The 19,197-nt window shown below is 58.6% G+C and carries 13 protein-coding genes; 2 read left to right on the top strand and 11 right to left on the bottom strand.

Annotated features, from left to right (window positions below):
- Positions 1-105 precede the first annotated feature (105 nt).
- Positions 106-909: a J domain-containing protein gene (locus tag EV672_RS15220; protein WP_166643602.1), complete on the top strand. Its 804-nt coding sequence runs from the start codon at positions 106-108 to the stop codon at positions 907-909.
- On the opposite strand, the gene EV672_RS15215 is transcribed toward EV672_RS15220, so the two are convergent.
- Positions 900-1,415, bottom strand: coding sequence for an Lrp/AsnC family transcriptional regulator (locus tag EV672_RS15215; RefSeq protein WP_133610728.1), 516 nt, complete (start codon positions 1,413-1,415; stop codon positions 900-902). The genes EV672_RS15220 and EV672_RS15215 overlap by 10 nt on opposite strands.
- Before the next feature lie 160 nt (positions 1,416-1,575).
- On the opposite strand from EV672_RS15215, the gene glmS reads away from it, so the two are divergent.
- Positions 1,576-3,459 carry a glutamine--fructose-6-phosphate transaminase (isomerizing) gene (glmS, locus tag EV672_RS15210; protein WP_133610726.1) on the top strand — a complete coding sequence of 628 codons (1,884 nt, stop codon included), beginning with the start codon at positions 1,576-1,578 and terminating at the stop codon, positions 3,457-3,459.
- Positions 3,460-3,623: 164 nt separating this feature from the next.
- Here glmS and EV672_RS15205 read toward each other — a convergent pair whose 3' ends face one another.
- From EV672_RS15205 to EV672_RS15165, 10 genes are all read right to left on the bottom strand, one after another.
- Complete coding sequence (locus EV672_RS15205) at positions 3,624-5,531, bottom strand: hypothetical protein (protein ID WP_133610724.1); 1,908 nt, start codon at positions 5,529-5,531, stop codon at positions 3,624-3,626.
- On the bottom strand, positions 5,512-6,114 hold the full coding sequence (locus EV672_RS15200; RefSeq protein ID WP_133610722.1) for a hypothetical protein: 603 nt from the start codon (positions 6,112-6,114) through the stop codon (positions 5,512-5,514). Before EV672_RS15200 ends, EV672_RS15205 begins: the two co-directional genes overlap by 20 nt.
- Positions 6,104-7,252, bottom strand: coding sequence for a helix-turn-helix domain-containing protein (locus tag EV672_RS15195; RefSeq protein WP_133610720.1), 1,149 nt, complete (start codon positions 7,250-7,252; stop codon positions 6,104-6,106). The genes EV672_RS15200 and EV672_RS15195 overlap by 11 nt, the downstream gene beginning before the upstream one ends.
- A gap of 69 nt (positions 7,253-7,321) precedes the next feature.
- Positions 7,322-8,083 (bottom strand): DISARM system phospholipase D-like protein DrmC, encoded by a 762-nt coding sequence (drmC, locus tag EV672_RS15190; protein WP_133610718.1) that lies wholly within the window; start codon positions 8,081-8,083, stop codon positions 7,322-7,324.
- Between the two features lies 1 nt (position 8,084).
- Complete coding sequence (gene drmB / locus EV672_RS15185) at positions 8,085-9,944, bottom strand: MrfA Zn-binding domain-containing protein (RefSeq protein WP_133610716.1); 1,860 nt, start codon at positions 9,942-9,944, stop codon at positions 8,085-8,087.
- A gap of 2 nt (positions 9,945-9,946) precedes the next feature.
- Positions 9,947-13,957, bottom strand: coding sequence for a DISARM system helicase DrmA (gene drmA / locus EV672_RS15180; RefSeq protein ID WP_133610714.1), 4,011 nt, complete (start codon positions 13,955-13,957; stop codon positions 9,947-9,949).
- Positions 13,950-14,522: a hypothetical protein gene (locus EV672_RS15175; protein WP_133610712.1), complete on the bottom strand. Its 573-nt coding sequence runs from the start codon at positions 14,520-14,522 to the stop codon at positions 13,950-13,952. Before EV672_RS15175 ends, drmA begins: the two co-directional genes overlap by 8 nt.
- 20 nt (positions 14,523-14,542) lie before the next feature.
- The gene (locus tag EV672_RS19115) at positions 14,543-15,382 is read right to left on the bottom strand and encodes a type IIL restriction-modification enzyme MmeI (RefSeq protein WP_341770493.1); all 840 of its coding nucleotides are present in this window, start codon (positions 15,380-15,382) and stop codon (positions 14,543-14,545) included.
- Entirely contained in the window at positions 15,276-18,839 is a 3,564-nt protein-coding gene (locus EV672_RS15170) for an Eco57I restriction-modification methylase domain-containing protein (protein ID WP_243738720.1), read from the bottom strand. The genes EV672_RS19115 and EV672_RS15170 overlap by 107 nt, the downstream gene beginning before the upstream one ends.
- Positions 18,836-19,168: a hypothetical protein gene (locus tag EV672_RS15165; protein ID WP_243738719.1), complete on the bottom strand. Its 333-nt coding sequence runs from the start codon at positions 19,166-19,168 to the stop codon at positions 18,836-18,838. The genes EV672_RS15170 and EV672_RS15165 overlap by 4 nt, the downstream gene beginning before the upstream one ends.
- Positions 19,169-19,197 lie beyond the last annotated feature (29 nt).

The raw sequence follows: 19,197 nt of genomic DNA, 5'->3' as shown, positions 1-19,197 counted from the left end.
AGTGCGCCCGCAGACAGCCGTTAACATGCTGTCACTCACATTGCCAAACGCCCTGTCGCCGGCCTCCCGGGCCGGCCTTCTGATGGGCTTGGACCAACGCACGCCGTGAACCACTACGAACGCCTGAAAGTCACGCAAGACGCTCCGCCAGAGGTCGTCCGCGCTGCCTACCGCGCCTTGGCCAACCGCCTGCACCCTGACCGCAACGGCGGTGTCGGTGGCCCTGACGACGCAGCCCATGAGCAGATGGCCTCGCTCAACGCGGCTTACGAAATCCTGATCGACCCTTTGCTGCGGCGCGACTACGACGCCACGCTGGAGCCGATGCGTGTCACCGCGGCACGACCGCTGAGCGAGGCGCATGCCGCTGCCAGCTTCGATGGCGCTGCGGCCTCCAGCATGGGCGACAGCCAGCTGGAGCGCCCTTGGCAAGGCCAGCAGCCTTTGACATCTCGCACCGTTTGGGCGCCGAGCCCGAAGCACATCGTGCTTGGGGGCGGCATCGGGGCGGTTGTGGTGGCTTTGGTGGTGGCGGCTCTGTGGCGCATGGACGAGGGCGAGCACCCCTTGGACCGTTCCATCGCGGCCCACGCCATTCGCCAGCCCGGTGTGGCGCAAGACCACATGACGCCGTCCGGTCAACCCACGGCCGTGGTGGCCGACGTGGTTGGCGGGGTGCGGCGTCCCACGGTGGAAGAGCTGTCCCGCATGAGCGACGAGGAGCTGGTCAAGGCCCTGCCTGCGCTGGATGACCAGCCGGTGCCACGCAGCGCTGCGGTCGGCAGTGTGGCTGCCGCGGTGCCTGCGCGCGGCCCGCACATGCTGGACGGCAGCCCCATCCGCTTGCGGGTCGAAACGAGCCTGGTGGATCCTTTGGCGCCTGCCCCGGCCGACCCGCGTCAACCCTGAGCGCGTGCGCCGCCCGAAGGCAAGGGCAGGGCGGTGCCGAACTTGGCCCGCTTCACCGCGAAGAACGTCCGCACATTGCGCACGAGGCTGTCTTCGGTGAACAAGCGGCGTGCCAGGTCCTGGTAGGCCGGCATGTCGCCCACCTGCACCACCAGCACGAAGTCCGGACCGGGCGACACCCGCCAGCATTGCTGCACCGCGCCCTCGGCCACGGCGCGGGCTTCGAAGGCGTCCAGGGCCTCGGCGGTCTGCACGTCCAGGCTGATCTCGACCAGGGCGCTCAGGCCCCAGCCGGTGATGTCGGCCAGGCGCTGCGGGTTCAGGATGGCCACGCGCCTGTCGATCAAGCCCAGCGTTTGCAGCCGTTGCACGCGGCGGTGGCAGGTCGCTGCCGACAGGTGGGCGGCCTCGGCCAGGGCCTGGTTGGACAGGCTGGCGTCGTCCTGCAGCAAGGCCAGCAGGCGCAGGTCGGCGGCGTCCAGCGTGGAGGGGGAGGTGGCATCCATGGGAAATTATTTCTCGAAATTCATATTCATGGATTTTTTGTGCGTGAAAAAATCACAAGAGGTGAATTCATCCGAATTTCAATGAATTTTGGATGAACATTTCCCATGCCATGGCCTAGCATCGACGCACATTGCACTGCAACACTTTGGGAGGTCATGCATGTGTGGCATCGTCGGCGCCATCGGGGCGCGCAACATCACGCCGGTTCTTGTCGAAGGCCTCAAGCGCCTCGAGTACCGCGGTTATGACTCCTGCGGCGTGGCCGTGCTGCAAGACGGCCAGCTGCGCCGCTCGCGCAGCACCCAGCGCGTGGCCGAGCTCGAAGCGCAAGCCGCGTCTGACGGCATCTCCAGCACTTTGGGCATCGCCCACACCCGCTGGGCCACGCACGGCGCGCCCGCGGTGCACAACGCCCACCCGCACTTCTCCCACGGCCCCGGTGCCGACGCCGCCACCGCCAAGCCCGGTCGCCTGGCCATGGTGCACAACGGCATCATCGAGAACCACGAAGAGCTGCGCCGCGAGCTGCAGGCCAAGGGCTACGTCTTCCTGAGCCAGACCGACACCGAGGTCATCGCCCACCTGATCGACCACCTCTATGACGGCGACCTGTTTGCCGCTGTCAAGGCCGCCACGCAGCGCCTGACCGGCGCCTACGCCATCGCCGCCTTCCACCGCGACGAGCCGCAGCGCGTCATCGGTGCGCGCCACGGCTCGCCCCTGGTGATGGGCGTGGGCGGCGCCGACAGCAGCGAGCGCTTCCTGGCGTCCGACGCCATGGCCCTGGCCGGCGTGACCGACCAGATCGTCTATCTGGAAGAAGGCGACGTGGTGGACTTGCAGCCGGGCCGCCACTGGATCGAGCACATCGCGCCCGGTGCCAGCGAGCACGTGCGCATGGACGCCGCCGACCGACCGGTGCGCACCGTCACCGCGCACAGCGGCGCCGTCGAGCTCGGCCCGTATCGCCACTACATGCAGAAGGAAATCTTCGAGCAGCCGCGCGCCATCGCCGACACGCTCGAAGGTGTCGAGTCGATCACGCCCACGCTGTTTGGTGCCGATGCCGAAGCCGTGTTCGGCCAGATCGACCGCGTGCTGATTTTGGCCTGCGGCACCAGCTACTACTCGGGCTCGACGGCCAAGTACTGGCTGGAATCCATTGCCAAGATCCCGACGCAGGTCGAGATCGCCAGCGAGTACCGCTACCGCGACAGCGTGCCCGATGCGCGCACCCTGGTCGTCACCATCAGCCAGTCCGGCGAGACGGCCGACACCATCGCCGCGCTCAAGCACGCGCGCGGCCTGGGCATGGAACAGACGCTGACCATCTGCAACGTCAGCACCAGCGCCATGGTGCGCGAGTGCAAGCTGAACTACGTGACGCGCGCCGGTGTGGAAATCGGCGTGGCGTCAACGAAGGCCTTCACCACGCAACTGGCCGCGCTCTTCCTGCTGACGCTGACGCTGGCCAAGCTGCGCGGCCACCTCAGCCCCGAAGCCGAAGCCCAGCACCTCAAGGACCTGCGCCACCTGCCGGCGGCCTTGCAAGCGGTGCTGGCGCTGGAGCCGCAGGTCGTGGCCTGGGCCGAAGCCTTTGCCCGCAAGGACAACGCCCTGTTCCTGGGCCGTGGCCTGCACTACCCCATCGGCCTGGAAGGTGCGCTCAAGCTGAAAGAAATCAGCTACATCCACGCCGAGGCCTACCCGGCGGGTGAGCTCAAGCACGGCCCGTTGGCCCTCGTCACGGCAGAGATGCCGGTGGTGGTGGTGGCGCCCAACGACGTGCTGCTGGAAAAGCTCAAGAGCAACATGCAGGAAGTCAAGGCGCGTGGCGGCGAGCTGTACGTGTGCGCCGACGGCGACACGCAGATCCACGCCGAAGCGGGCATCCACGTGATCCGCATGCCCGAGCACTACGGTGCTTTGTCGCCGATCCTGCACGTGGTGCCGCTGCAATTGCTGGCCTACCACACGGCCTGCGCCAAGGGCACCGACGTCGACAAGCCGCGCAACCTCGCCAAGTCGGTCACGGTCGAGTGAGGCTCTGATTCGCTGAACACCTGGTTGCTCAGAATAAAGTTGAGAACCGGTTAATAAAGTTGCGAACTATCGGTGCTTCCCAACCAATAAAGTTGTGAACTAAGGCTCTGTAAACTGATGTCTACAGAGCCCTGGCCCTTTCGGCTTTCAATGGTGGCCGCGATTCAGAAAGAGTGCATACCTGCGCTGGGTGTTGGTGCTTCGTCTGCGCTCTTGTCCCAGCGATTCCATAAGTTGTGAATGTGCACAGTCTTTCCCGCAAGTTGAATAGAAACTGGAATTGGCTCAGCTATTAATGTCGATTCGCGTTCCTCTATGAGCCGCTTGTGCAGATCTTGTAGGACGTTTGGTGATGGGCCAACATCAGTGCGAGTTCGCATGAACTGGGCCCATACCGAGATGGCCAGTTGGGGTGGATTGATCGGGATCCCGTACCCTTGAGTGCGAGCTGCGGATCTAGAAATTGCGAACAGGTAGACGCTTCGGATGATTTCGCCGCGCTTGGGCTTGAGTCTCAATGACTGCTCTAATGACCGAAATCCATTTGTACTGATCCATTCTTGGGTCGCTTGAGTCCAACTTTGCAACTCTGCAGCGAGGTTTGACGCCTTGCTGCGAAGCTGACGGACGTCGCTTGTCGAGTAGTCCTGCCACTTCAGTTGGAAAATCCCAAGCTCGCCAGTACAGGTGTCATAAACAGCCGCGTCAACGTCGGTCACAACAGTGGGTCCGCATCGCAATTTAATGTTTCCAAGAATGCACTTGTAGCGATTGCCTTTGAACAGTCCATAGAGGTCAGACCTCATCCAACTCTCACGATCTGCTGCAATAGCATTGGTTGAGCGAGGATCTTCCCAGCGGTGCAAAGTTGTTGCGGCAGTGAATGGATTGCGCGTCAGGGATGCCACAGGACGAAGAACAAAGCCATTTCCTAGGTCGAAGAGCAGTGGCATCAAGGGAGTGGAGTGATTGGCCATTTGCTTGGCCCGATCAGCAGTCAATGCAATAACGTCGAAAACTGCGTGAACAGTCGCTTTAGAAAGGCCGCTCATGAGAGATATCGACTCTTCGAGTTCTTGACGCGGCCCCCAAATGGCTAAGCTTTGCGCAATAGAGATTTCTTTGAAGTGCTTTGCTGCAATGACCACAGAATAGACGTGCTTTAAATGCAGGCTTATCAACGCCACCATGACACTTGCCACATCAGCACCCGTGATTGAACCGAGCTTGGCATCAGGGTGAAGTCCTGCCGACGCTCTCCATCCAGTTGCCAATTCCAAGGCTTCTGCCATGAAGTGCTTGTCAACTTCTATGTAGGCGCCGTACGCAACCATTGTTCCCCACTTGGTTTCCCAAGGACGGACAAGTGTGAGGATCAGTTTTTCAATTTCTATGTCAGGCTTTAACCAACGTTTCACAGGAGAGTTTGCTTTTGCCCAAAACGCCATTGCGTTCGTGGGATTTTTCTCCGCTTCTCTCATACTTACGACTTGCCATTGCGTGTCGCCTGATCTGATCCTCGTTTCTGCCAGTCTAAGCTGATCCATCTCCTTCACATCTGCAAACTGGGCAGTTGCATAGGACGACACCTTGATCTCCAAAAAATCATCCTGCCTTTCTACTCCAACTATTCCGTAATGGGCCATATCTGAAAGCCTACGGAGCAGGGATACCTTCCCGAGATCTTGGAGGAAGCCGATCGCAATTCTTCTAGTTTCTTGGGTACTCCGCATCATTGGGAATGCCCCGACTACCTCAACGGGCTCGAATAGCGTGGCAACAGCCATGTTCCATCCCCACTGCATCATGTCGAATTGCCACTCTGGCGTTTCAATTGATGCCTGAGCGAAAACGCCCCAATAGTCATTAGCACGCACGACTTCAACGAAGAACAAAAAGCGCTCCATTCGGTCTGTCGGCAATTTTGAGACCACGGCGGAGAAGTGCTCGTCGGCCAGCCTTCTCAGTTCATCAGGAATTGACTCAGACTTGGCTGCGACCCCAGCATTGTTGGACGAGGTGTGACCCTCTCCAACCATCGGTCTCTTAGCGTCAGAGCTTTCCGTCGTCATTGTTGCTCGTGCTGACGGAGTTGCGTTTGCATTGCAAGGCCATCACATATGCGTTCTCAAGGTGTGGGCCGAGAGGCCTGTCCATGGCCGTATGCTGCGAGATCACAGTCGTTTTATCCGAGTCGCCAAGGTAGCCGGAAAAATGTAGCCAGGCGAACAGATGCGGTGTGGTCTGTGTAAGCTGATGGCCAGAATCCGTTGATAGCTTTCGAGCTTTCATGTCGTCTGTAATGACGGCTTGACCGATCTTCATCGCGAACGCGATCGACGACAGCTCACCCTTGCCTAGGCGCTTTCTGCTTTCAAGCAGCTTGATCGTCTGAAGGTCAGCTATGTCGCACGAATGAGGAGCAAAGCCACCACGCTGTTGCTCAAGCTTCAGCCTGTTCATCAACTCAACCTCGTTGGTTGTTGGCGCCTTGCGTGGCTTGATCAGGCATTCGTAGTGAACGAAGCTGGTCAGGCAAAAATTGCATCGTGCCTCCTTGGCTGCATTGTGTAGTCGTGGCGAAGAAAGTATGTTCCAGACCGAGCATGTATCAGCCACGTTGATCGGATGGAACTTGGAAGGATCAATGGCCATGGCCCTGCAACTTTCGGCCATACAGGCTTGCTAGTTCGGAAAGTTCGCCTTGGCTGCAAAGCAGTGCTTCAGCGAGTCGCCCAATGCTGATGACCCCTTGGCTAAATGCATCAAAGCAGAGTCCCACATAGAAGTTGGACAGGCCAAGCTCAAGAAGATGTGACTTTTGTGCCAGCTGCCGTTCGTTCAAACTGCTTGGCAGTTCAGGATCAATTTTTGACTCTTTGGGCACCCGCAGCTTGCGAATACGGTCATAAGTTTGTTGACTGATCAACTGAGCTTCTTTGAGTGCAATGGCCAGAGCGATGCAGCTAACACGCAGTTCGTTGGCCCAGTGCTGGGCTTGTTCGTCAGACCATGAATCGGGCGACGGAAGATTGGCTAGGAACGCGGGTGGCATCAAGAAGCAAGAGGCAAATCGGTTTGCGCGTGTCTCCAGCATGTCTCCTTGACCGGGTCGTTCGTATGAGACGCTCGCACCGTGGGCATGGTCGAATATTGCGTGCGCCATTTCGTGGGCGGCACTGAATCGCTGGCGGTAGATGTCCTCGCTCAAATTGACCAACGCGCACGGGCCCGCGACTGGATGCATGATGAACAACCCAGAGATGTTCGAGTTCCCTAGTTGCCGCCGAAAGACATGAACTCCGACGCGTCGAAATTCTTCGTAGATGTCGCGTGGGACGGCACGATCGGCGTGCCCAAGTGCGGCTCGCAATCGGGCGGCAGCCTCCTCCCCCTGTCCCTTGAAGTAGCCCCCTTTGGGCTGGAACTCAAAGGCTAGGGTCTGGATGCCTAGCTCTTGCATCAGAAAGGCTTCGGTCTCGCAGAGGTAAAGGAAGTCCTGAACCGCTCTCCGGTCCTGTTTGGTGAAGTCGTTTCCGTGCGCTCGATAGAGCGTTTCAGTTTGCTCGAATGGGGCAACTTGGTCATTTGAGATGAAGAACTTGAAGTCGCAGCGATAGTGATCTGCGAGTATCAAGATCTCGTCTCCTGTCGGCTCGGCCTTGCCTGCCTCAATCAACGTCAGTCGCGAGGCATCAATGCCTGTGGCTCCGGCAACTTCGGCAACCGACTCCGTCAGTTGTCCTCGGTACTTAGCCAGTTTCGAGCCCAATAGAGTTAGATCAATAGCCATGGGTTTGCGTGATTGGATGCCGCGCGCTGATGTTATCCCCGCGTTGGGTGAGGTCGAGGGGTAGTTGATTTATGCGGTCACGACGACCTTCATTGCGATCAATGCTTGTAAGTGCTTATCAAGTGCAATGGGTACTTGTCCGCCGACGATTAGCACGCCAGCTTCCATGTTGCGCTCCATCGCAAATCCGGTCAGATTGGCGCTTGTGATGAAGCATGTCTTTCCATCTGCGACGGCGACTTTGGCGTGGACGCGCCCGTCGGAAAACGGATCAGCCTTGTCGCGCCAAGCATAGAGTTTGGCGGCCGGAACCAGCGTCCTCATTTTGCCTATCGCATCGAAGGTGATGCTGCCGCCATGATCTTGGGACAATTCGAGCAGCATTGAGATGGCGACACCGCGATCATTTGCTGCGTTCAGTGCCTTGACGATGGTTGACACGTCGTAGGCCACAAAGCTGGTGATGAACAGAGACTGTTCAGCCGCATTGATGACCTGCAAAAGCGCCTGCTCAGTTCGACGAGCCGATACGAATGGTGTCGTCGGGCCAGTCCAGACGAGTTCCGTTGATTGCTCAGAAGCTGCTTTGGTGTAAACGTAGCTGGCAGCGATGAGCATCGATGCCAGTTCGTCTGAACTGACCTTGGTGTTTTGCCACGCTGCCGCAAGTTGCTCGACCACAGTGCTGGCCAACGGGGTTCCGACCACGCTCGGCAATGTCGTCGTGGCCTTGCTGGCATCGACCCCACGAACACGAGCTGCAATTCCCCTTACCTTCTCTGGCGAAACCAGAGAGACCAAGGCTGCGATGGCGTTCAACAGTTCATCCATGTCAGAAGCCCTTGAAGAAACCTGCATCGTCGCGTTCGAGTGTCGGTATGAGCAGCGCTCGATCCAGATAGCGATTGCCCCGCTCACACGAGGTCTCGGCCACTAGAGAGCACGCATGGCAAGCAGCTCCATGCAATGAGCGATCTTTCTCGGGGTCATGTTCTGAGCACAGTGGATCAGACGAGCAGATCTTCGAACGGTTCAGCGCTTGTTCCAGCAAGCGGCCGAGGTTTTCTGGCTTGCCAAGATCAACGAGACCGCCTAGCGTACCGTCGGAATCTGCTGCTGCGGTGTAGATGAGGATGCCTGCCTGCGGGCTGTCGCCCGACGTATCGGCATAGATGCGCTCGCGAATGCTCGCGGCGTTGTACCCGCACTCCAAAGCCAGCTCGCGAATCAGTAAGTGAGACAGCGTGTGCAGCATTGCATAGCGAATGCCGGGGTAGCCCTCGTTTGGGTCGAGATGCCGCGAATTACGCCATCCCTTATGGCCACCACGGAGCATCTGGTCGACCTTCTTCACGCCATGTAGAGCTTCCCACTTGACGAGCGCTGTCTCATCGAACTGGATGAAGATCCCTTCACCATGAACTTGGTTGGCTGGCACCCATTCGGGTTTGCCGCGCGTCAGACTAGCCATCTGTGGGCGTTCATTCGGGTCGCCGGATTCTTCGGGTGCTTCGACCCGAGTGAAGCCCAGCAGAGCATTCACCTCGCGCAAGCGCTCAAGGAGCAAGACTCTACTGATATGGCCACCAAATCCCTGTGGGGTGCCGACCTTTTTGCTCATGAAGTGCGGGTAGTCCGTGGGCGGGTTGGCCTCTGTCAGCACAGTCCATTCGGGCCCTTTGATGTCGGCCTCACCCACGACATCCTGTCCGCCACCTTTGCGGTGAGCCTCAATCGCCGACCAGATTGACGCCGCCGGATATTTGTCGATTCCAGGCAGCGCTCCGGTCTTCTTCAAGGTCTTCACCGTTACCGACACCTCGCCTTCGGAATCGAGGTCTTCGAAAAACTCCCAGCCGTCCTGGATGAGTTGACTGAGCGGGTCTTTGGTCTGAGGAATGGCGAGCGCGGAGAGCGTGATCGGAAACCAGCTGTTTGTGGCACCCAGCAGAACCGCGCGCGCTTCCTCTCCGCATTCGTGGTCGAAGTGGTCAAGATGCGGATGTCGCCCTCGACAACCCGGCAGGTTCTCTTTTCCTGCCTTGCCAAAGGCGTGCGCCAAGCTTCTCGAAGCTCCACAGGTGTCACACTTCACCCACAGGTTTTCCGTCTGCAATGACGCACCGCTCTCGAAGAAGCGCAGCGTGCCTTTGCACGAACTGTTGCCGCCATGGACGAAGTAGTGCCAAGGAAAGTCATCAAGGTGACCGTCACGGCAGGCCAGCAGGAAACGAGCGGGGACAGCATCCGCGTCCTTTGCAGGCTGGTCTCCTTTGGAGCCACGGCAGCCTTTGTGAACAAAGCGAGTTCTCTCTGGCCTGAAGCGGTTCTCCTTGATTTCAAACAGGCCCGCATCAAAGGGCGACAGCAGGCCACACTTCACGCAGCGCATCCAGCGCGGAAAAGGTAGCACGGGCACACCGATGTTGGCCTCGGCTGACCAGACGTCAACGAGCTCGCTTTTCTGGAACGGCGGCATGCGCAGGTTTTCGACCTGTACCCCTAGAACCTTCCGAACGGCAGCAAGCAGCCGTGCCTCTTGTATCGGCTGGCAGCGGTCCTTCTCCCATCGGTCGATACCGAGTGTGACCACAGACAGGCTTGGCAGGTCGATCAATGCGCCTGGCCCATACGTCCAAAGCAATTGGCTCGGGCGTACTTCTCCGACTGGTGTTTTGTTGTTGATGATCATGTTCAATCCTCATCCTTAGCTACGGGACGAGGCTTCCAATCGTGGTCGTCCGAGATATGGCTCGTGTTCATGATCAGGCGCACGCCGGGCTCCACTTCCCGCATCGACATCGGCACGGTCCAGTTGTCCCAAGCTTGAAGCCCGGGCGATTTGATCAATGCAACGGTTCTGTCTTTTTCGGGGCCACGTTTCTCATACGCCAAGATGCGGCCACCCTTGCTAACTTCTTTCGCCCATTCGTCTGCGCGCTCTTTCAACTCAGTCTCAGCCAACTGCTTGCGCGAGTTGTCTTCAGCGACGTTGCCTGCGCGAGTCGCCAAGATCTTGATAGCATCCGTCATCTCGGCTTGGTTGGACATGCTCAGTTGGCCCGCGCCTTCGTTCGGACTGAAGACATCGTTCTCAAGACGCATCAAGCTCAGCATCGCGCCTGTCAAACCTCGGTCCATCGCACGCGGTGAGAATGGCGTGACAGACTGCGCCTCAACGTGCTTGTAGAACGTCGCGTGGTAGTGCTCGAAGGTCTCGTAGTGAGAGAGATCGCGCGGCCTAGCCCACGTCAGCACCGTGCAGACTAAGCCGGGGAAGGAACGCCCGACACGGCTGGTGGCCTGAATGTATTCTGCGGTTCCCTTAGGTTGTCCGTTCACGGCCATCAGCCCGAGCCGGTGCACGTCAACACCCACGGACAGCATGTTGGTCGCCAGAACCACATCAATGGCGTGAGTCTCACCTTTGCCCCAACGGGTCACATACTTGCCAGTATCAGGATCGAATTCGGACTTGAACTTGACCTCCAAGTTGTCGAGGTACTTGGGGATGTCTTGGCTCGAAACACGGGACGTGAGTTCTTTGATGCTGTCAGCGTGCATCCGCCGCTGGGCTAACCCTGGCCTGTCCACCATGCTCATCTTCACGCGATAGGCGCGAGTCTGCACGTCGTCCTCTGCCAGCCGCTTCATACCGCCCAACTCACGCAGAGAGTTGAAGTAGCCGACCATGGTCATGTACGGGTCAGCGGGTTCGCCAAAGTGATCGAACAGTTCCTGTGCTGCCGTCAAGAACGCGGTGTAGACACGGATCAACATCGCGGGGCGCGAACTGCCAGGGGAGCACACCCCGAGGTAACGCCGTCCCGGTTTGTCTTCGATCGGTCGTTGCACGGAGAAGAAGTTGTCCTCCACGTCAAGTCCATGCGGGGGGAACACCGAAACACGGCGCATGAAGACGTTGTTCACTTGCTCCTTGGCTTTGCGCACTGTCGCCGTGGAGGCAATGATCTTCGGCTTGACTGTCTTGTCATTGAGAATCCAGCCGCACAGTTCATCCACGGCGGTCTCATACAAACCCACCATGGTGCCCAGCGGCCCACTGATCAGGTGGAACTCATCCTGGATGATCAAGTCAGGCGGGCGAATCGGGTTGATGACCTTCACCTTGGATGAAGGGAAGCCCTTGCCCGCTTGGTGATTGCCGTTGCAATCGGCACCTTGCCAAAGCAAGCCGTGGCGCTCGCATTCCTGGCCTACCCGACCAAACAGTGTGCGCACCTGACCACGCCACGCCATCATGGCAAACTTGTCCACGGTGGCAATCATCATCGTGGGTGGGCGGTGGTAGATCTCCTCATCGACCACCAGCACCGGAATCCCCGGATGCGGCAGCTTGCTGGACTTGCCCTTGGAAAAATCGCAGCGGCCTTTCTTGTCGCCGCAGTAGACGAAGGTTCGGCCAGAGCCTTTGTCGACCTCCACGTCGCGCCCTGGGGCCACTTCCGAGCCGCACCAAGGGCAACTGGTGAGTTGCGCGGGGGATGCCGCTCCTGCGTTGTATTTGCCGGGGTTGCGCACATCCTCAATGGCGCGGTGACTGTCCTCGGTTGTACCTGGCGTGACCTTGTTGCCAACCCAGAGGCCGATGGTGAAGGGTTCCGTGCCGAGAGATTTGTCGCCCCTATCCAGCGCTTCACGGCGCAAAACTTCCATGGCGCAAATCAAAGCCGTTGCGCGCTGGAACTGTTGCAGCGTCAGCAAGCGCAGGGTGTAACGCATGATCACGGCCAAACCGCGTGAACTGTCGTACCCGCCAAGATTGCCCTGCATGCGCCGAATGGCCATGGTGAAGGCCGCCACGCCCAAATAGGCTTCGGTCTTGCCGCCGCCAGTGGGGAACCACAACAGATCGGCGTAGGCCTCGACAGGCTCAACGCGATCCGGATGGCTTGGGTCTGCCAGTGACGGAATCGAGAGCAGCAGAAACGCCAACTGGAATGGACGCCAGCTGCGGTTCTTCAGCACGTCGAACTTGTCGATGTTGACATCCTCGCCCCGACGCATGGCCAGCGCGTATTGGCTACGCACCCGTTGCGTCGCCATCGCACGGTTGGCAAACCGGAAGGCGGCCAGCGCTTTCTCATTGCCTTTCAGCGTGTCGATGCCCTGCTGCAGGCGAGTGTGGATCTCTTGGCATCGGTCCATCGCCTGTTGCGACTGGGTGTCATAGCCGGTCACCTCTGCCCCGACGCGAGCCCGCTGTTCATCAATCCATGCGGCGTAGTCCTTGGTCAGCATGCTCAGGGCATCGACCAGCGGATCAATATCCAAAGTCGCCAGCCGCTGCATATCGAGCAAACCGCTGCTGACCATCTCGCGCATCGCCGGGCGATCACTCGGATCAAGTCCGGGCGTCTCTGTGACCTGCACCTCGTACTGCGGCATCACCGTGGTGCGCACCTCGGTGGCCAGTGTCACGTCCTCTGCCGTTTCGGCATGGACGGCAACCCCATGGCCCACGGCGAACTCGACGCGGTTGCGGTAGATCATCTCCAACGCTTCACGCTCAGGGTCCATGCCGTCAGCGTCCAGCACTGGCCTGCGCCGGAAGATGGCGCGCTTGGCGGCATCCTTCTCCGAACGAACGATCAGCTCGGGTTGAAACACCCACGCCGTATCGCGGTTGGTGTCGGGCTCTTCCTGTGCATTCACCAGGAACAGCGTGACCAGCCGATCGCCATTGGCGTTCTTAGCCCGAATGGAACCCTGCACACGAACTTCAGGAAACTCGTTGTCAGGTGCCTGATGCGGAATCACGCCCTCGGTCAGCGGCAGCACAATCTTGCCGCCACAAGGAATGCGTTGCCAGACCTTAGCCTTGGTCTGCACGTCGGTACCGGTTTCCTTGTTCTTGCGGGTGCGGAATATTTCGTGCTCGTCACTGCGCTCGTACCGACCCCAGCGCGCCTCGATCTCGATCCGATCGGCGTCACCATCCACACAGAAGGTCATTCCCAGGCTGCTGGGTACCAGCGACTGGTTGCTGGCGGCATCAATTTCGTCAGACGAATCCGACTCCGGCTCCACACGCCCGGTGGCCGTTCCAAACTCCGCACCCGGCTCGTGCCGTCCGGGAGCCTTGGCCTCTGTGGGCTCTTCGGCGTCGTCATTGGCCAGTGGCCCGTCCAGCCCCTCGACGCCGCCCTGTGCGGCCTCCCGCGGGGCCAGTTTGCCAACCAGGTAGCGGTCACGCACACCCATGTCGACAATACGTTCACGGGGGCCGCCAGCGGGGCCGAGCAGGTCGTCCATCACAGCCAATTGCAGCAGTTCGCGGATATAGGCCTGATCCTCAATGGTCGGCACTTCTGCGATGGTCTTTTGCAATGCCTTGTGGAGCGACTCCAGGAAGTCTGTCCATTGAATCCGGCCAACGCTACCGGCCGAAGGCGGGGTGAGCGACGTAGGGCCAAGCGGAACAGCCGGATCGACCAACAGCATGCGATCGAAGTAGATCGTGGTGGTTTCCAGATCAGAGCGAACCCGCAGTACCCGTCCGACACGCGTGATGTGGCCAGTGGTGTTCAGGATCAACACCCAATCGTCATCAGCTATGGCTTGATACAGCGAACGCTCGCCCTTTAGCTGCAACGTGTAGGGTGCAAGCGTTAGATCGCTAGCAAGGCCATGGTCAATGGCGATCCACGCGTTCGGTGATTTCTGTTGGTTGGCTTCAGCCATTCTTATTCCCTTTGTCGTTTTCGCTCTTGATCAGGCGTTCGAGCAACGTAGCAATCGCCATCGCAGCACTGGCACAGTTCGCAATCAGCGTTTGTCCCTGATGTAGTGCAGGGCTTGAACCGTCAATGCCAGCCAGCTTTATCGCTTCCGCTAGCTCGCTCCCCGGCAAATGTGCGTCTGCAAGACGAAGCTGGTATGTCCCTACCAGTGGCGTAAGAGCACGGCGTGCCTCCTCTGGTGAGCAAACCGTCGCCAGAACCTTCTCAAGCGATTTGAGTGAGCCCCACTTCTCGCTCTTTGGTGGCGCAGCGATCTCTTGCAGCGCGGCAATGTCAATGCTGTCATCGTCGACACAGGCCCGGTGTTCGTGACTGATGCCAACATCTGACCAACCAAGCTTGGTTGCCTTGTCTTTGAGCGCAACAGGAACGGCAAGCGAGCCAGCGCCAAAGAACTCATCCTTGAACCCAAGATGGCAACGATTTCCCTGTTCGCAGATTGGCTGAACCGCTCTCAGCGGTATCCAGGCTGATGCTGCAAACTTTCGACGGCGGATTTCAGCCATCTCGAACCAGGCCTGGGGCATCATTGCGCAGCCCCCACCGCAGCTGTCGCTCGGTACCGTGCCCCGCGCCGCTCACCTTGGCGTTCAACTTTTCCGCCTGCAACCAGATCGGTTATCGCAGCGTTCCACTGGCCATCAGTGATGCTGGTGGCGGCGAGAACATCTGCCTTGGCGTGCCAGCCGATGCGTGATGCCAGGAAACTCAAGATAGCGGCAGCTGGGTCGGCCGTGTGCTTTGTAGCTGGCGCGTCCCCATCGAAATTGAATGTAGGCTGCGCAGCGTCGGCGCTGGCGGCACGGCGCTCCCTTGGCGCACGGGCCGTTGAGCGGCTCGCGGTGCTGCCGTGCAAGCCTGCAGCGACTTCTTCCTCGTAACGCTGTCGGTTCAACTCCGAAAGCCGACGAAGCGCTTCAATACGAGCAGGTTCCGAAATGGTGAAGCGGACGCGATCGTTCTCCGGCAGATATGAGACCTCATGAAAATCATGACCAAGGTCAAGATCGACCCATCCGTAAGCGTCAGCCAACGCTCGATCAATCTCTCGGTGCGCCAGTCGCAGACACTCGATAAGCGAAAACTTTTCCCTTGGATCATGGAAACGGTTGTAGGTCTTTGTGAGCCCCTCTCCGTTGAGACGCATTAGTTCGTCCCTGATGGATAGGTAAGAAACGCCAATGTCCATAAGAAATGAAATGTCATGCGGAAATGGAAACGTTTCAAAGGCATTGCCGTTTGAATACTTCAGTCTCGTCTCAAGACGAGAACTCCATCTCCTTGCCCAAGCATCGTGAATGGATGATTGAAGAACGGAAAAGTTTTCGTACCCTTGAAGGGCGATCACGTCCACATTGGATGATATTACCCACCCTGGCTTTACAAAGGAAAAGGATAGATGCTTTGTCACTTCGCACGTTGCGAGAAACATGCTCCATGTTGCTTGTTGCAGCATATAGCGATGCAGCAGGGCGATAGTGACACCACCACTTTTCACGAGCCCGCTTATCGTTTTGTGTATCCCGAAACGGCTTGACTAATGAGCGAATTCTCTCAATTAAGTCTGGCCATTTGGCTTCGCACTCATCAAGTGGGCGGTCTCGGAAGTCGACAACCCATCTTGAGGGTTGTTGTAGAGAATCGTTATTGAGATCGTCACCGATCATGAACCTATACAGGCATACCGAGTTGTTTTGGTTTTGAAGATATATTTCTGCCTCTGCATTCTCACAGATAAATCCCATGCCATGAACGTTGGCACCCTGAAAGCTCTTCCCCTTGTTCGCTGCTAACTTGTGTGGCGTCGTCGCCTCTAAATCATCAGTAAGAGAGGGGGAAATGCGATCAACAGAAACACCATCTAGAACGGGTCTAGCCAGCCAACTTGACGCCTGTGCAACGTGCAGAACGCTAACCGTGAGGCTTGCGTGCCCAGGCCATTTAAGCTCTCTAGTCGCTCGATAAATTACTGCACCGTTTTGAATAGCAAATCCAAGACCAGTTTCACGGGAATCACCTTCATAAATTGTGTTTGTTGCGACCATTCCGAATGTGCCAACACTGCGCCCCACGAGCCCTAAGAAGCGCAGCAGGAAGTAAGCACAAAAATCAGCGCGACCATTGCCGTGAGGATATTGAGAGTCAATCCACTTGCGATAACCGGTTCCGAAAGCCCCACTAATTTTTAATCCACCCATGAAAGGTGGATTACTAACGATTGAGTTGAATCCTTGAAAATCACGCTGAAAGACTTCAGGGAATTCCAACGGCCAGTGGAAGGGCTTACGCACAGGCTTTTCGGTTGGAAGTTCTGTCGAGAGCGCGGCGATAGAACGCGTGCGCAATGAAGCAAGGACACCTAAGTCACCGTCAATAACCTGCCCGGCCTGAATGGCCAGGGATGCCAAGGCCACGCCCAGCGCCGTGACGTTACCGGCTGATGCGACGACTTCGCCAACAAAAGCGTCAGCGATATGTTCCGGCACTTCGAGCTTCTGGCGTGCATCGGCATCCAGCCGCGCCATTGCTTCGACGTCACGGATATCGCGGATCGGCATCTGGCGCAACCGCTGCCGCAACTCGATCGCCTCGTGAACCGCCCGCTCAATGTTCTGCCCAAACAGGCGCTGTTGACCTTTTCCGGTCGGCGTCATTGAGAGCTCAGTTAGCTGATCCAGCCGGAGGATACCGAGCAGGCTGTCACCGCAGCGCAGGTTATGGTCAAGAAAGCCAAAGGGGCGACCCTTGGCCAGAGTCACCAGCCAGATCGAGAGTTTGGCCAGTTCGACTGCCAGCGGGTTCAAATCGACGCCATACAGGCAACGCTCGGCGATGAGGCGGCGGGCGATCACCGTGCGAGCTTCGCTGTCGCGGGGAAGTGGTTCCTTGGCTGATACGGCATCCAGAACTTCACCATCCACGCTCACGGCTTTGCCCGTTGCCTCGACCTGTGACCACGCCTCGACGAGGCGGTCAGACAACCAGCGGCAGGCCTGCACCAGGAAGGCACCCGAGCCCATGGCTGGGTCGCAGATCTTGAGGTCGAGCAGTTCGGCGGGAGATTTCAGCGCCCACTGCTCGCGCGGCGTTCCCTCTGCCGGGCCGACATAGGCCACCGGCGTGAGTGTTTCGGCGACGATCGCTTCGGTCAGGGACTTCGGGGTGTAGTGGGTGCCGGTTTCGCGGCGGTCGGAACCGGTGGTGACGATGAAGGCTCCAGCGGGATAGACCAGCGGATAGCCCCATGGATCAGTGCGCAACAGATGGGCATAGGGTTTAACGCGGTCGCGGAGCTTGGTGTCGCCTTGGCAAGTAGACAGCAGTCGATCTGCCAAGGTGTCATCGACAGGCTCAGCTAGATCATTGCGTACCCGGCTGGCGGAACTGCCGGAGCGCTCTTGCAGCAACTCGGCCAGTCGCGCGGCACCATCCAAGCGTGCCGAATCCAGTTCGGCCAATTTGACCCATGGCGTCTTGGCGCTCTTGGTGGCATCCAGTTCTAGCGTGACTTCATCGGTGCGTTTGACGGTGCGTTCGAGCAGACCCTCGTACACGTAGCCGATCTGTTCGACATCCAGCGCGCGATAGGACAGCGCGCGGCCTTGGAATTGCTGGATGGCCTCCAGCAACAGCAGCACGGTGCGGTTGTCAATGGGCAGTGGCTTGGCTGCATCGCTGCGCCAATTGGAGCCTTTGGCTCGACCTTCGAGGAAGGGGAAGCGGTCCGGATCAAACAGCGAACCGCCCAAGGCTGGCAGGCGCAGGTTTTCATGCTCAATTCCTCCGAACACGGAGCGGAAAATCGCCAGCAGGCGCGACCAGGCATCCCAGCGGCGCTCCAGAATTTCCTCGGATTCCTTGCGCAACTGCATTCGCAAGGTAGAGAGCGCGTAGTTGGCTTCGTAACGCTGGTCGCCCAACAGCAGCAGGCCACGCTCTTCGGCGGAGAGCAGGAACACCAAGCGCATCATCACCGTCAGCGCGGCCTCATACAGCTCGGGTTCTTTGACACCGTGCAGGAGCTCTCTGTTTCGGTCCTGGTCTGCTTTGTCGAGGGTCTGAATTAACACCTCGACGGCGCGGCGTACTTGCTCACCAAGGGCGTCGGTGACTTCGTCTTGGAACTTCAGGGAGCGATCGAACAGTGCGGGCAGTTGTTCGGATTCGTCGACGAAGAAACGGCGAATGCCGAGCAGGTGCACGAAAGCCTGTAGGGTGATGGGCTCCTGGCTCCAGATGCGGGCATACCAACTGGCAAAGGTGGTGACGGCACCAACCGGGGCATCTACCAGCATCCAGCGCTCGCCGTTGGTCAACAGCCCGAGCCGACAGCCTAGTGAACGACACATGGCAACCATGCGATCGGCGGGCGTGGCGGCCCAGCCGTCTTGCTTCAGGGTGGCATTGATGTCGATATCTTGCGCATAGTGTTGGATCAGCAGCAGTGGCTTGTTGGCGCGTTGTTCGTCGACTACCGCAAGATCGGGCGATAGCGTCACGCCATGTTCGGGCAAGATGGCCTGCAGATTGGCGGTGCACCAGTCGGCTCGCTTGAGAACGTCGCCTTTGCCGTCTTCATCAAGCTCAAGGCCACGCGACAGCACCTCGTCGATCCAAGCCACGTGCAACTCAGCGAATTGCGAGTCTTCCAGCTCCATCGCTTCGCGCCATTCCTCGTAGGCTTGGCGCAGCCGTTTGCGCTTGGTGGCATCCAGTTCCTCCAGCCCTTGTGGAAAGGATTCCTTCAGAACGGGAACGGCGAGGAAAGGGCCGGAGATCTCGATCAGCGACAGCCAACCGTCATGCACGCTGGGAGCACTCATGCGGCATCTCCTTGAACGGCAGATGCAGGCACCAGAAAGATGACCGCGACCGGAAAGGTGCGGTCGTTGATTTTGGCGTAGCGGGTTTCGATGGCTTCAGCCTCCTGCTGGCGCTCGGCTGGAATGCGGGCAAGACGCGCTTCCAGTGCGGCGGTGTCGCGCCTGAGTTGTGTTCGTTCGTCTTCAGAGAACAACGTAAGCTGCGACGGCTCCTGATCTTTTTTCAGCTCAAGCTGAATGGCTTTCTCAAGCTCATCAAGCACGGTGTCAGTGGTCGGCCAATAATCCCCACTTGTGGCATTTGAATTTTCCCCACCCATCTCATGCAAGGAGCATCAGATGGAGCAGGAACAGCAAT

It is taken from the genome of Aquabacterium commune (assembly GCF_004362855.1).
Lineage (GTDB): Bacteria > Pseudomonadota > Gammaproteobacteria > Burkholderiales > Burkholderiaceae_C > Aquabacterium > Aquabacterium commune.
This window is presented reverse-complemented; position numbering and strand designations above follow the sequence as displayed.

Coding starts and splice junctions, on each gene's coding strand:
- EV672_RS15215 (WP_133610728.1), bottom strand. CDS start 1,415: ATGGATGCCACCTCCCCCTCCACGCTGGACGCCGCCGACCTGCGCCTG.
- glmS (WP_133610726.1), top strand. CDS start 1,576: ATGTGTGGCATCGTCGGCGCCATCGGGGCGCGCAACATCACGCCGGTT.
- EV672_RS15205 (WP_133610724.1), bottom strand. CDS start 5,531: ATGACGACGGAAAGCTCTGACGCTAAGAGACCGATGGTTGGAGAGGGT.
- EV672_RS15200 (WP_133610722.1), bottom strand. CDS start 6,114: ATGGCCATTGATCCTTCCAAGTTCCATCCGATCAACGTGGCTGATACA.
- EV672_RS15195 (WP_133610720.1), bottom strand. CDS start 7,252: ATGGCTATTGATCTAACTCTATTGGGCTCGAAACTGGCTAAGTACCGA.
- drmC (WP_133610718.1), bottom strand. CDS start 8,083: ATGGATGAACTGTTGAACGCCATCGCAGCCTTGGTCTCTCTGGTTTCG.
- drmB (WP_133610716.1), bottom strand. CDS start 9,944: ATGATCATCAACAACAAAACACCAGTCGGAGAAGTACGCCCGAGCCAA.
- drmA (WP_133610714.1), bottom strand. CDS start 13,957: ATGGCTGAAGCCAACCAACAGAAATCACCGAACGCGTGGATCGCCATT.
- EV672_RS15175 (WP_133610712.1), bottom strand. CDS start 14,522: ATGGCTGAAATCCGCCGTCGAAAGTTTGCAGCATCAGCCTGGATACCG.
- EV672_RS15170 (WP_243738720.1), bottom strand. CDS start 18,839: ATGAGTGCTCCCAGCGTGCATGACGGTTGGCTGTCGCTGATCGAGATC.